This is a genomic window from Bradyrhizobium sp. SZCCHNR1093, from assembly GCF_032381175.1.
Taxonomy (GTDB): Bacteria; Pseudomonadota; Alphaproteobacteria; order Rhizobiales; family Xanthobacteraceae; genus Bradyrhizobium.
The window spans coordinates 184864-199138 of sequence record NZ_JAUHJJ010000006.1 but is presented as its reverse complement, the minus strand read 5'-3'; the positions used below and the strand labels follow the sequence as shown (position 1 = coordinate 199138).

The following is a 14275-nucleotide window of genomic DNA, read 5'->3' as shown; positions in this document are numbered from 1 at the left end:
GGTCTGGATGTTCGAGAACGGGGGCCTGGCCGTGAGCCGAAGACGGATTTGGGGTAGCCGATGCAGCGCTTCAAGGAGCCGCTAGTTCTGCAGAGCCCAGTGCGCAGACGCGGATTCCTTGAGCTGTTCAACGCACTGGAGACTCTGCCAGCCGAATCGGCCCGTTGGGGAGAGCAGTCTCTGCTGGGGCCGCAGCGATGGGCGCGCATCCTGATCGTCGGGACTGCCAAGCTGCTGCGCCTGCTGCCGCCGCGGCTGGCCTTCCTGATCCTCGCCTTCTTCGAGATCGGAGACCTTCGCGATCGCCGCCTGCTGCAAAGAGCCTATCAGGTCTACTGCGCGTCTCTGCTGGCGAAGGATCCGGACCTGCGGCTTTCGGGATTGCTCGGACGGTGCTTTCCAATGCTGTCAGCGGAACTGCTGCTTCGGATCGGGGCCGATTGGGAAGCCTATGATCTGGTCCTCCAGGATCAACTCGCAGCCCGCTCGCCGGAACTGGCGAACATGATGATTCGCGCGCTCTTCGAGCTCGGGGAGTTCGACAAGGCCTATCGGCTGGCCTCCCAGCTGGATCTGAGGGCAAGGTCGGAATCGGAGATACATCTCGCCTTTCTCAAGGGCATGCTTGAGATCATGGTGGGCAACGAGGCCCGCGCCGTCGAATGCATGTCGGACGCATGCCGTGGCATTCCCGACTACATGCGTCCTCACCAGAACATGGCGTCGCGGCCGGCGCGGAACTATCATCCCAACCCCCTCGATTTCACCTGCGGCTCCGCGGGCAGGCTGTTCGATCTGTGCAACTTCACCGGTCAGCGCGTGACTCATGTCGGCTCTGGCGACGTCGGCATCGGTCTGTTCACGAGAGCGCTTGCGGCGCAGTCGGAGCTGCTCGGCAAGGCGGCGCCGGCCGTATCAGCGGAGGCCAGCCACCTGTTGCGCAGGTTGGGAATTCCACTGGAGCAATTGCGGGTCCTTCCCGAGGAATGGACGACCCAGATCGGTCACCTCGGGATGCTGGACATCCTGTTCCGAATGCGCGACCTGGGGTGGTGGTCGGGAAGACCGCTGATCGTCGTGCGACCGAACTGCGTGGCGAACAGGGCGTTTCTTCGGCTGTTCGAAAGGTTCGCCGATATCGTCGTGATCGGGGAAACCATCTCTCACGCGCTCGGCGAAGAGCTGCTGTCGCTGCAGCGTTGGTACGGCATGAACTTCAATGTGTTTCGACTGCCGAACGGCGACGTGGTGCCGTGGCAGGAAGCCGGGGCGCTTGCCATCCTGCAGTGGGAGCGGGATGGCCGCGGGCATCCCTTGCGCGACGAGTATGACCGCATCTACGAGGCGGCGCCGAAATTGCAGGACGACTATCGGCGGATGCGCGAATCCTGGGGCATGAAGCCGGACGACTGGTACGTGTGCCTGCACACCCGCGACGGTTCCCATTATTCCGAGGTCGACGGCACCGGCCAGACCCATCGCAATGCGCCGATCGAGACCTACCTCGATGCGATCCACGCGGTCACCCGCAGGGGCGGCTGGGTGATCAAGCTCGGTGGTCCAAATTCACCCGGACTTCCGCCGCTCGACCGTGCAATCGATTATGCTCAGAGCAAGTTCAGATCCGAACTGATGGACATCTGCCTCATCCGGAATGCCAAAGCCTTCATTGGCACGACTTCAGGATTGACGAATGTAGCGATCAGCTTCGGCATTCCAAGTGCCCTCGTGAATTGCATCACCACGGATCCGCAATTGTGGAACAGCGCTGTTCGGTTTGCGCTGAAGCCGGTGCGTCTCGCCGACGGAAGGATGCTGACCCAGACTCAGCTCACCTCGCCCCCCTGGCGCTGGCGCTTGTTCGACGCCTGCGTTCTCAACCGCAACGGAGCGCAGCCGTTGAACAACACGTCAGACGAAATCCTCGCGGTCGTCGAAGAGGTCGTCGATCTCGCTTGCGGGCACGCGGCCAACACCGCCTCGCAGCAACTCCTGTCGCTCTGGAGGGAGCAGCTTCTGCTGCCTCACTATTACGGCGGCGGCACGATCAGTGCCCACTATCTCGCGAAGTACGAAAGTGCATTCTTGGTGCCTGGACCGGCTCCGCTGCGGAAGAGCCTCCCCGAGGCCGCCATGGCACGACAACGCTAGTCCGACAGCACGCCCAACTATTCGCGGCCGACGTCCTCAGGTGCGCGCCTGGCCCAGGCGGCATCGCTCGATGCGTTGCGCTGTCCTCACGGTTCTCTCAGCAGGTCCTGAGCGTATTTCTCGAGGAAATACCGGCTCGGCCGTGAACTGCCGAAGAAGCCCGGCACCTGGACGTGACGCTCCCATTTGCCGTCCACGCCGGGGGCGGGTCCTTTCCGCCGGGGATCGGAAATTTCGAGCACCTCGCGCACGGCTTCCAGGATTTCGTCGGAGCTGCTCTCGCTCACGACGAGTTTGGCACGCGCCATGGATTCATGGGTCGGGTAAGCCCAGCGATACTCTTCTGAGGTCCATTCGCTCAGCGAAAGCATCTGGCCGTCCGCCCTGTGCACGGGCTTGAGCGCAAAGCGGGTGTCCGTCGACCACAGCAGGCCGATCGAGCTCAATGCATTCACCATCGCGGTGGGGATGCCGAAGCTGCTTGCCACATAGGCAAAGCCGGAGGTCGTGCCGATGAACATGCGGGCACGGCGCATCAAGTGAATGTCCATCTCTGGAAACGCATCGTCGCTGCGGGCATAGTCCACCACCCGTTCCATTTGCGGGAACGGCGGCACCTTGCGACCGCCCATCCGGACAACCCATCCGCCGCATTCGGTGATGTGGCGGACCGCATCGAGATAGCTCGCGAGCGACGCGTTGCGGATGGATTCACCGACGCCTTCGGTATCATTCCGGGTCTGGGCGTCGCGCACGTGCAGGCAGACGAACCAGTCGCCGTCTGCCATGCCCCACCTGCGCCGGTAGTCCTGGTACGTCTGCTCGACGCGGTTGTCGGCAAGCAGTCGGCGGTCGTAGATGTCGCGCAGCGGAAAGCTTCGTTGCCGGCTTTCCCATTGCTTGAGCGCGAGTGAGCCCGCATCGTTCCAGTACACCGCGCGTCCGTCCTCGAAGCGGAATGCCTGGTGGGAATCCCCGATGAACGGGGTGAGGCTGGCGAGTTCGTGCCATAGTCCGGCGCTGACGTTCTCGCCCAAGGTGAGCGTCGGACAGATCTCGGAGAACAGCGACAGGAACGGCTTGTTGGCGATCCGGTCCTTGTAGGCCAGGAGCAGCGGCTGGCCCTGCCACCACTCCATCTCGCGCATCATCAGATGAACGTTGAGATGGCCGTTATGCCCGATCAACGCGCTCCAGTCCGGAGAGAGCAGCCTGACGTCCGACAGATCGGTGTCGAGCTTCTTGAGAAGGGCCTTGAGCTCGGGGCTTGGCGCGGGAAGATGACGGCGCAACCGCTTCTGTGTCTCCGTCAGCTTGGTGTAGACCTGCGGGACATGGAAGCCCTCGCCGCTGTGATATGTCGTCAGCAGAAGGTGGCGATAGGCGTAGAACAGGTTGATCTCCGACAACACCTTGCGCTGCGGATGGTCGGCGGGAAAGCGCTCCCAGTATTGGCCGCGGTCCTCGCGTGCGGCGAGGATATCGTCGTGCCGGGGGAGACCGAGCTGAGTGACGAGGGTCTCGATCAGCTCCTTGTCGCAGAAGAAGTTGGGAACGTAGCGGTCGAGCGGGGCTTCGAACAGCTCGGGGTCGCCGTCTCGGCGCGCATCATATTGCCGTCCTTCGAAGGACGTCTGCTCGAAACGAAAGTTCCGGTGCTCCAGCATGATCTTGATCAGCTCGGCAAACCGGCGCAGGTCTTGCGGACGAAGTGCGGTCCAATTGATGGTGTGGGCCTGCGCCAGCAGCTCCATGAAGTAGCCGGACGTCAGCTTTTTCGTCAGCTTGCCGATCGCCTCCATGAACTCGTCATCGACCCGGTCCCAGTCGATTCTGGGAAACAGCTCCAGAACGCGCTTCTCCTTCTCGCACATGAGAAGGAAGAGAATCAGCTCGTTGCAGTACTGACCCGAGTGGCCGCGGGCGAGCACCCATTGCATCTCCTTTTCGATGTCGGGACCGCAGAAATAGCGAAACTGCCGGTCAAACTCGTTCCGGTGTGCATAGCGGTGGAAGACGAGCGCCACCATGAAGGCCTGTTTGAAGGTCAACAGGGCGAAGATCAGGTCCTTCAAAGATTCCGCCCGTTCCTGGCCGGCTGCATTCAGAAGCCAGCCGATCGCTCTCGCGGCACGTCCGGCGAGGTTCGACTTCAACGCTTGTACCCGACTGCGTTGACGTGGCGCGGGATGCCCGGCTGGATCTGAGTGAACGGACTCGAAGAACATTTCCAAGGCCCCATGACGATATCGAAGGTTTCTCCGGCGCACTGCTTCTGCAGCCCAACCGCCCGGCATTGAAACGGGCCTGCCAGCTTTCCAGACCAGACAGGGATTGCGCGCAGGCGTGGCAGGAGCATAGAGCGCGAGTCGGTTGGCCGCCAGTCCAAGCGCTCGCCGCCTGTCAGGAGAGGGGGACTTGAACGGACCGCTGCCAACGACGATGGCAGCTCTCCGACGGGCCGTTCGGATGGCTGTTGGGCTCGCGAGAGCGGGTCCGGGGCCCCTGGGGCGTCGGCAAGTCCGGCGGCAGTGCTTCGCCCGATTGAAGCCGGGCGCGCCGCAATTCTGACGGTCTCGCCACAAGCGAGGGAGGCGAATTCACGCTGTCTCCGATGCAGGCATCACTAGGCACAACGTGCGGCTTATGTCCCCGAAGGCGGATCTCGAAGGCGGGCGCGGCGGCTCCTTCCGCCGGATTCGGGTTGATCGGGTGGGGCCTTCACAGTAATCGTTGCCTGCTGTTTCCGAGGTTGCGCCGGAGGTGCGGTTTGCCGCTCGACACCATTTCGACCGAGGGCCCGCCCGTCGGCAGCTCTCCGGTCCGCGACCTGACGCTCGCGGAACGTGCATTCGGACGGCATTATCCTCTATTGCGCCTTCTCGCGCGGCTTCCGGGTCGGCATTTTCTGCGCAATCTGGCATTCACGGTGTTGCCGTTCAGGGCGAGGTTTTGGCTGACGGTACAATTCCGCCACTTCTTCCAGCATCCGGGCCTGGACCGCCACTTCGTCTTTTTCTGCGGTCCCTTTCTGGGCCGGTACTTGCCCTGGATCTTCAACAGCCCTGTTTGGGAGCGCTACCCGAACGAGGTGGCATTCTATCTTCTACTCGCCGGGTACCGGAAAGAAGCGCTGCCGTTGTTCCGCCGGTTGAAGTGGGATGGAGAGCACCCGATTGCCGAGCTCGCCTTGCACGGAACAGGCGTCGTCGGTGACGGATACTCGATGGATATGCTGACGCAGATCCATTATCTTGACTGGCAGCAGGCTGCCGAGCGGTCGCCAGCGATGCGGACCTTCGTCCGGCTGATGTTGGAGCATCGCAACTTTCAATATGAAGAACGGGCTTTTCGCGGGCGTGTCGAGTTCGATCACGTTCCGAGGGACGTTCCGGCCGAGCAGTTCATTCCTTATTTCTTCCGCGACCGCGAGGTGATCGCGCGCCTGATGCAGGAACTCGGTCTCGTCGATTCGACGGGTGTCCTTCGAGAGCTGGATGAGTCCGGGCAGTACTGGGAAAGCCTCCCCGCGCATCTGCCTGATCGCGGGGTCTGTCTCGACATCTACTTGTTCTATGCTTATCGCGAACTCCTGCTCAGGACTTACCACAACGGTGAAGGAGATAAGGTCCCTCTCGTTTACAGACGCGGTCTGGACACGCAACGTCGCCTTCGCCGTCATCTTCCGAAGCCGTCTGCCGAGCTGAAGCGTGTGCTCGATGGGATCGGTGCCGAGCTCGGCGATGTCAGATTGCTCTCACCCGATTGGAGCGCGCTGATCGGTCACAATGGTCATCTGAACGTGCACCTGATGATGCGGAGCATGGGCTGGTGGAAAGGACAGCCGGTCCTGCTCGCCTACAAGGATCGGATCGCCAACAAGCCTTTCCTTTCCCTGTTTTCCGAGATCTGTCCGACGCTCACCCTGGGCGAGAACGTTTCTCCCGGTGTCTGGTACGAGCTCGCCAGCCTGACGCCTTTCCTCGGTGACTCGCATCAGGCCTTCCAGTTCGAGGACGGCCGGACGATGTATTGGAACGATGCAGGCGCGATGGCTCTCCAGCAGTGGGAGCGCGAAGGCAAGGGGTTTCCGTTGCGCGACATCTATGACGCGCGCATGCAGGCGGACGACAGGACCGAAGTACTGTACCAGGCGCTGCGTCGGAAATGGGGGCTTGCACCCGGCGATTGGTTCGTCTGCCTGCACATGCGCGACGCCGAAGCGCGCGGCGAGACCCTCGGCACGGGCGAGTCGATCCGCAGTGCCACCATCGGCAACTATCTCGACACCGTCCGCTACGTCACCCAGCAGGGCGGCTGGGTGATCCGCATGGGCGGACGCAAGGCGCCGCCGCTGCCGGACATGCCGCGCGTGGTCGACTACGCGAGAAGCGAGGATCAGGTGGCGGAGATGGACATCCACCTGATGCGCCGCGCCCGCATGTTCATCGGCACGACCTCGGGCTTTGCCTATGTCGCGAGCAGCTTCGGCATCCCGACCGCAATGGTGAACGCCCTGAGCTCTGTCGGCCTGTTATGGTCGAAGGATACGCGCTTCTCGCTCAAGCCCGTGCATACGCGCGAGGGGCGCATGCTGTCATTGAGCGACGTCACCTCCGAGACCTGGCGCTGGACGTTTCCGACCTATGAGACGGTCAAGGCTGCCGGCCTCACCGTCGGCGAGAGCTCGGCCGACGAGATCCTGGAGACCACCCGGGAGGTGCTGGATCTGTCCTCCGGGGCGCCGCCCGTCATCCCGCCGGTCGACGATGCCTGGGAAAAATGTGTGAACATCCAGGGATTCTTCGGCAACTCGCGACCGTCCCGCTATTTCCTGGACAAATATGCGGCGTCGCTGCTCGATCGCTCCTGAAACGAACCGGTCCGATGAACTTTGCACAACCGAACATGTCCCTGGAAGAAGCCCGCGCCACGCCGCTCGGCTACCGCGAGGAGATCGACGGTCTGCGCGCCGTGGCCGTGCTGCCGGTTCTCCTCTACCACGCGTTTCCCTCAGCCGTGCCCGGCGGCTTCTACGGCGTCGACATCTTCTTCGTCATTTCCGGTTATCTGATCACCGGAATCATCCACAAGCAGATGCTGTCGAAGACGTTCAGCATCGCCGATTTCTATGCTCGCCGGATCCGCCGCATCTTTCCGGCACTGATCACGGTGGTGCTGGTCACCTTCCTGATCGCCTGGTTCCTGCTGCCGCCGCGCGAGCTGAAGTCGCTCGGCACCAACATCGCCGGCGGTGCCGTCTTCATCCAGAACTTCGTCCTGCTCGGGCAGGTCGGCTATTTCGATCTTGCCGCCGAGAAGAAGCCGTTGCTGCATCTGTGGTCGCTGGCGATCGAGGAGCAATACTACATCGTCTGGCCGCTGCTGCTGATGCTGATCGGCTCATGGCGGCGCAGGAGCCTGGCGATCACGGTCGCGCTGGCGGCGGCGTCGTTCGTCGCGTGCCTGATCGTGCAGCCGCGCGCGCCCGACTATGCGTTCTATCTGCCGGTGACGCGGGCTTGGGAATTGCTGGTCGGCTCGGCCCTCGCGCTCTGGGTCAATGGCCGCAGTGCGGAGGCTCGTCCGCAGCCGCTGATCGGCGTCCCGCTCGTCCGCGAACTCATCGCGCTGGCCGCGATGCTCGCGATCGTGGTCGCGTTCTGGCGCTACGGTCGGCTCACCCCGCATCCGGGCGTTCACACGTTGCTGCCCGTGCTGGGCGCAGCCGCCTTGATCGCGACCAGCGGCACGCTGGTGCATCGCTATGTACTGTCGTCGACACCGGCCGTCTTCGTCGGCCTGATCAGCTATCCGCTCTATCTCTGGCACTACCCGCTGATGGCCTATGCGCGCATCCAGTTCATCGATGCGGTGCCGGTGTGGGTCATGGTCGCGATCATCGTGGCCAGCATGGTGCTGGCCTGGGCCACCTACCGCCTCATCGAGCGGCCGATCCGCTTCGGCCGGCGCCTGGTGCCGCTCAAGGTCGGCGGACTGCTCGGCGGCATGGTCGCGCTGGGCATCGTCGGCGTGGTCGCCGACCGCACCAATGGCCTGCCGGCGCGCATTCCCGCCGAGCTTCGCGGCTTCATGCTGGACGGCAGCGAGACTGCCCGCTTCTGGCGGGCCGACAAATGCCTGCTGAAGCCGGATCAGAGCGCGTCCGAATTCTCTCCGGAATGCGCGGGCACCGGCCGCCATCCGCTCATTTTGGTCTGGGGCGACTCCTATGCGGCATCGCTCTATCCGGGACTTGCTCATTTCGGTGCCGAGCGGGGATTCGAGGTCGCGGAATTCACCGCCTCCGCCTGTCCGCCGCTGCTCGGTTTCGTCCATCCGGAACGGCGGTTCTGCAAGGGCGCGAACGACTTCGTCATCCAGAAGGTCGCCGAGCTGAAGCCGGATCTGGTCCTGTTCTATTCGACCTGGAGCTATGGTCCGGACGACCTGCGCAATGGGCTGGATAGAACGGTTGCCGCCTTGAAGGAGCTCAATGTTCCGAAGATCGTACTGCTCGGGCCGCCGGCGACTTGGCTCGGCGAAAGCCTGCCCGCGAACATGCTCGACTATTATTTCCGGACGCATTCGCTGTTGCCGGAGCGCACCAAGTTCCGCTCCAACGACAACTGGACGCGGGCGCTCGACGAGTTCCTGGAGGCGCACGCGCAGCGCGTGGGCATTCAATACATCTCGGCGCGCCGCATGATGTGCAACGACGACGGATGTCTCGCCCGGATCGGCGCGGACGGATCCGACCTGACCGCGTATGACAGCGGCCATTTGACCTATCCCGGCTCCGTCTTCATTGCCAGACAGGCGCTGGAGGCGTTGCCTGGCTTCGACAAATAGCCGCGTCGTCCGCCCCGGGGCCGCCATGGATCGTCGGACAGAGCAGACCGGTTGGGCCGGGCATGAGGCCGGGGACGGCCTCGGCCGGGCAGGGCGCTATCTCGCCAGCCTGCTCGGGATGACGGCGGCGATGCTGGGCGGTGTCAGCCTGTGGCTGGCTGCGCAGGGCGGCGACCATTTCAGCGCGATCAGCAGGGCCGGCGATCGGTCATGGTACCGCAATTTCGGCGGCGACAGCATCACCGAGATCCAGGACCAGGATCTGTTCTACCATGGCATCGGCCGCTCGATCGACAACGCCCGCCGGGCCGACGTCATCATCCTCGGCTCGTCCCTGGTGTCGTTTGCGGTCGACGAGACCGTCATGCGCGAGCGCCTCGAGCAGCCTTACGGCCTCAAATTCTACAACATGGCGTTCGTCGGCGTCGCCAGCGGCGAATTCGCGCGGCAGATCGCGCTGAAGCATCACCTCCGTCCGCGCCTGTGGATCTTGAACGCCGACGATGGCGGAGGCGGCGGCAACTTCTTCCACCGCAACCTCACACGCGCGTTCGGCGCCGACGTCCGTCCGATCCCGAGCACGAAGCTCAGCCGTTTCGGCGCGACCTACGAGATCATCCGGCGCAATCTGCGCTGGCGCTTCGAGGACGTGACGCGGCCATGGCGCCAGGCGCTCGCCGGTCCGCGGGCCGGACCGCTGCCGCGCTTCGACCGCGATGATCGCACCGGCGCAGCCGACATGAGCACGTTTCCGCGCTTTCTCGCCGAAGGCAATCCGGGCGTGAAGATGACGCGCGATCCCGACTGTCACACCACGCCCGACGTGATCGCCAATGCGCGTGACCTCGTGCAGTCGCTCGGCGCGCCCGTGGTCTTGACTTTCGTTCCCAATTTTCACGGCTGCCTGACCCAGGTTCGTGAGATTGCGGATGCCGTCGGCGTCGAGACGGCGCTGCCGGCGCGGACCGACTATTCGAGCTGGGATGGCGGCGGCCATCTCGACGCCAGGGGCGCGGCTGACTTTACCCGCGACCTCGTCGGCGCTCTGGAAAAGACGCGAGCGTTTCAGGGAATGCGTGAGAATGGCGATCACCGAAAGCCTTGATCATGCGGCCGCAGCGGATCGCCATGAGCGGCCGATCAGCCGGGCGCACGCGCTGCTCTATCGTCCCGACATCGACGGCCTGCGCGCGATCGCCGTCGTCGCCGTGCTCGTCTTTCATACCTTCCCGCGGCTGCTGCCCGGCGGTTTTGCCGGCGTCGACGTATTCTTCGTGATCTCCGGCTATCTGATCACGGGCATCATCGATCGGCAGTGCGCGGACAAGAGCTTCAGTTTTGCGACCTTCTACGCCCGCCGCATCCTCCGGATCTTCCCGGCTCTCATCACCGTGGTGCTGGCGACGTTCGTGATCGCCTGGTTCGTATTCCCGGTCGCCGAGATGGAAGCGCTCGGATCCAACATCAAGGGCGCCGCCGCCTTCATCGAGAACTTCATGCTGCACGAGCAGATCGTGGGCTATTTCGATCCCGGTGCGGAGCGCCTTCCGCTGCTGCATCTGTGGTCGCTCGGCATCGAGGAGCAGTACTACATCGTCTGGCCCGCGATGTTCGTGCTGATCGCCCGATGGCCGTCACGGAAGGCGGCCATGGTGGCCGCGCTCGGGCTCGGGTCGCTGGTGGTCTGCCTGTCGACCCCTGCAAGGGAGGCGGCGTGGGCATTCTATTCGCCGACCACGCGGGGCTGGGAGCTGCTGGCAGGCTCGCTCCTGGCGGTGTGGCTGCGGCAGCGTGCCGATCGCCCGATCGGTCCGACCACCAGCAGCATGCTAGCGGCTGTTGGTGTGGCGGGCATCGCCGTCGCCTTCCTCGCGTTCAGCGCAGCCTCGCCATGGCCCGGCATTCGCACCATCGTCCCCGTGCTGGCGACCATGGCCCTGATTGCGGCCGGCGGCACGCTGGTTCAGCGGGTGTTGGCGTGGCCCGCGCTGGTGTTCGTCGGCCTGATCAGCTACCCGCTCTATCTCTGGCACTTTCCGCTGATCGCCTTCACCAAGCTGCAGTTCGGCGGGGCGGCTCCGGCGTGGATCCTGCTCGCGGTGCTCGGGCTGAGCGCCGTGCTGGCCTTCCTCACCTATCGCTTCATCGAGCTGCCGATCAGGTTCGGAGCCGCGCCCGTCGCGTGGCGGGCGTGGTCTTTGCTGGCCGTGATGGCGGCGATGATCCCGATCGGCGTCGCGGCGACGAGCACGCGCGGCCTGCCGGTCCGGTTCGCGCCGGAGATCAGGGGCTTCATGCTGTCGGGCAGCGAGACCAATTCGCATTGGCGCCGTGGCCGCTGCCTGCTGCTCCTGCAGCCTGCCTCCGCATTCGGCGCCGACTGCGCCGGGCAGGGACGCCGGCCGCTGCTGCTGATCTGGGGCGATTCCTACGGCGCGGCGCTCTATCCGGGGCTGCTGCATCTGTCGACGGAGCGCGGCTATGACGTCGCGCAATATACGGCCTCCGCCTGCCCACCGCTGATCGGCTACACCTTGGAGGCCCGGCCGTTCTGCAAGAGCATCAACGACGACGTCGTGTTGCGGATCGGCCGTCTCCGGCCGGACGTCGTCATCCTCGACGCGACCTGGGGCCACGCCGAGTCCGTGCTGCGCGAGGACCTGCCGCGCACGGTCGCGCTGCTCAGGGCCAACGGCATTGCGAAGATCGTGCTGATGGGACCGCCGCCGAGCTGGCAGGGCGTCGGCCTGTCGCACAACGTGCTCGACTACTACCGGCAGACCGGAACGGTGTTGCCGGAGCGGACCCTGTTCCGCTCCAACGACGAATGGACGCGCGGCCGCGACGCGCTGTTTCGCGAGCTGACCCGTGAGCTCGGCATCGATTACATCTCCGTGCGCGACGTGTTCTGCAACGACGAAGGCTGTCTCAGCCGGATCGGTCCGGACGGCTCGCAATTGACGGCATTCGATCCCGGGCACCTCACGGTGCCCGGTGCCGTCTTCCTGGCGCGCCACACCATCAACAGCCTGCTTGGCCCGGCCCAGCGGCCGTCGCCGTGAGCCGCATTACTCCGGATCAGCCGGGATGCCGCGATAGGCGTGGATGATGAAGCGGGTGCCGCCGACCGAATAGTCGCCGCCGTTGGAGGCCTCGATCGCGAACATCTCGACCAGCTCCTTCCAGGCCTGCCGTTCGCCCGTGGTCGGAATGGCACGATTGGCGTTCCAGTCGTCGAAGCAGATGACGGCGCCGGTCGAGATCATGCCGCGCTCGAACAGTGGGACGAGCGCATCCATGGTCGACTGGTAGAGGTCGCCGTCGAAATGGATCATCGCAAACCGCGTCTCGGGCGGCAGCGTCTTCACGGTGTCGGCGAACCAGCCTTCGTAGAGCTGAAAGCGGTGCGGCGGAATAATCTTGCCGATCACGGCGCGCAGCTGCGGCGCGGCCAGCACCTTGCAGCCGCCCTTGGCCCACGCGCCGGAGATGACGTGCGGAGCGACCTGGTCGACCGGCGAGGTGATCTCGGGAAGGCCCTCGAAGCTGTCGAACAGGCGCAGAATACGGAACGGGTTTTCTCCGGACGCGCTCTTGCCGAGCGGCTGGCGCTGCAGGTCGAACACCATCGACGTGGCGATCGCGCGGGCGCTGAAGCCGCCCATCGTGCCGAACTCGGCGATGTCGCCGTTGACATGGGCGCTGTTGACGTATTGGACGCACAGGGTGAGCGTCTTGGCGATCTCCTGTGCCGGCAGGATCAGCACGTCGGCATAGCTGTAATATGCGCCGGGCGAGGGAAGCTGCCGCGCGCTGTATTTCTCCAGCGCGATGTCCTGGATGATGCGTCCGTCATCGACAGTGTCGGCGGACGGGGCTGCGATTGCCACGGCCGGAGGCCTTTCCTGTACGGTGGCGCTGCTGCCGTTCCCGTAGGGCCAGGGCAGCGGCGGCTCGAACATGATCGCCCGTTTGACCGAGCGCATCCAATACAGCGCGTCCGGCGGCAGCGAGGTGGCGAGCGCATTCTTCAACGGTTGCAGCATTCAAATTCTCCAACGCGGCGCTGTTCGATGACCGCAAAACGGCCTTGAGGGATGGCGCAGATGCGACGCTGCGCCGAAGAGAGGTGTTCGCCTGGCAACGCCCGACAGGCGGCGTCACGTCGAGACGGGATCGCGCGCTCGGTGACGGCGATATCGGCGGTGAGTGCGCGCCTTCTGCGTCGCGCGCAAGCCCACCTGCTGCCTTCTGGCTTAGCCGTCCTCCATCCATGGTGCAAGCGGGCGGCCATGCGTCAATAGAGGCTGGCAGCCCGGCGTCCGTCGGCCAATGCGTCGTGGGCGTCGGCGGGCCGCTCCTTCGGCAGCTTGACGAAGAACGGGTCGGCGGGCCAGTGGTTCATGCCGACGACCATGATTGTCATCTCCTCGTCGGGCATGCGCGGCATGAACACCAGATCGATCGCGGAGCGTGTCTTGTGCGATGGCGGGCTGCCGCGATGCATGAGGCGGGTCGCATCGAACACCAGCAGATCACCAGTCTTGCCCAGAACCGTGTGCTCCCGGTAATTCGCGTCGCGATACTGGAACGGACCGGTCTGCTCGTCGACATCGCAGAGATAGAGCACGCCGCGGATGACGCCGGCCGGGCAGCCGTCGCTGTGCCATTGCTGGGGACCGATACCCTCGGTCAAATGCGGCTTCGAGCGCACCAGCCGGACATTGGCGACCTTGGCGGGGCAGCCGAGCACGCCGCGGAAGAAGGAATCGAAATCGCCGCCGCTGAACAGCGCGTGCAGATAGTCGACGAGCGCCGCCGATGGCATCCCGGTCTGTAGATCCTGCGTGTAGGGAGCGACGCTGTTGCCGGCCCAGTCCCATGCCGAGTGGCGGTTGCTGACGTCGCGGTCGAAGCTCTCGGTTTCCCGGAACATGGCCGCCTTTTCCGGATTCGTGCTGATCACCGTGACGCCGTTCTGCTGGAAGGCGACGATCTTGTCGGCGAGCTGGCTCGGCGTCTTCTGCGGATCGAACTTCGGCGCATGGGCCGTGCACATCGGCGGCGCGCTGTTCGCGGCCGGCAGCAGCGTCAGCTGGCGCGGCTGCGCCGTGCCGTTCTTGTCCGCGGGGGCTGCGTCTGGACTGGGATGTCCGTTCAGGCGGTCGAACGTGTCGGCCCGCACCAGGCGGTAGCCGAGAGCGCTGAGCGCCTGGTTGACGCCGCCCTTGAGCCGCTGCTTGGCAGTGCTGATCATCGGTCCCAAGGCCAT

At 64.4% G+C, this 14275-nt stretch carries 8 protein-coding genes; 5 read left to right on the top strand and 3 right to left on the bottom strand.

Annotation, left to right across the window (positions count from 1 at the left end; genetic code table 11):
* Positions 1 to 60: 60 nt before the first annotated feature.
* A complete protein-coding gene (locus tag QX070_RS20910; RefSeq protein ID WP_315738916.1) occupies positions 61 to 2151 on the top strand; it encodes a TIGR04372 family glycosyltransferase in 2091 nt (696 codons plus the stop codon).
* Positions 2152 to 2237: 86 nt separating this feature from the next.
* Here QX070_RS20910 and QX070_RS20905 read toward each other — a convergent pair whose 3' ends face one another.
* The gene (locus QX070_RS20905; RefSeq protein ID WP_315738915.1) at positions 2238 to 4448 is read right to left on the bottom strand and encodes a TIGR04372 family glycosyltransferase; all 2211 of its coding nucleotides are present in this window, start codon (positions 4446 to 4448) and stop codon (positions 2238 to 2240) included.
* A gap of 473 nt (positions 4449 to 4921) precedes the next feature.
* On the opposite strand from QX070_RS20905, the gene QX070_RS20900 reads away from it, so the two are divergent.
* The 4 genes from QX070_RS20900 to QX070_RS20885 are packed head-to-tail and all read left to right on the top strand — an operon-like array spanning position 4922 to position 12065.
* Positions 4922 to 7024 carry a TIGR04372 family glycosyltransferase gene (locus tag QX070_RS20900; RefSeq protein ID WP_315738914.1) on the top strand — a complete coding sequence of 701 codons (2103 nt, stop codon included), beginning with the start codon at positions 4922 to 4924 and terminating at the stop codon, positions 7022 to 7024.
* Positions 7025 to 7038: 14 nt separating this feature from the next.
* Entirely contained in the window at positions 7039 to 9003 is a 1965-nt protein-coding gene (locus QX070_RS20895; RefSeq protein WP_315738913.1) for an acyltransferase family protein, read from the top strand.
* A 25-nt stretch (positions 9004 to 9028) separates the two neighbouring features.
* The gene (locus QX070_RS20890; RefSeq protein WP_315738912.1) at positions 9029 to 10108 is read left to right on the top strand and encodes a hypothetical protein; all 1080 of its coding nucleotides are present in this window, start codon (positions 9029 to 9031) and stop codon (positions 10106 to 10108) included.
* On the top strand, positions 10086 to 12065 hold the full coding sequence (locus QX070_RS20885) for an acyltransferase family protein (protein WP_315738911.1): 1980 nt from the start codon (positions 10086 to 10088) through the stop codon (positions 12063 to 12065). The genes QX070_RS20890 and QX070_RS20885 overlap by 23 nt, the downstream gene beginning before the upstream one ends.
* 6 nt (positions 12066 to 12071) lie before the next feature.
* Here the strand turns inward: QX070_RS20885 and QX070_RS20880 are convergent, their stop codons facing one another.
* On the bottom strand, positions 12072 to 13049 hold the full coding sequence (locus tag QX070_RS20880; protein ID WP_315738910.1) for a TylF/MycF/NovP-related O-methyltransferase: 978 nt from the start codon (positions 13047 to 13049) through the stop codon (positions 12072 to 12074).
* Positions 13050 to 13300: 251 nt separating this feature from the next.
* Positions 13301 to 14275, bottom strand: coding sequence for a hypothetical protein (locus QX070_RS20875; protein ID WP_315738909.1), 975 nt, complete (start codon positions 14273 to 14275; stop codon positions 13301 to 13303).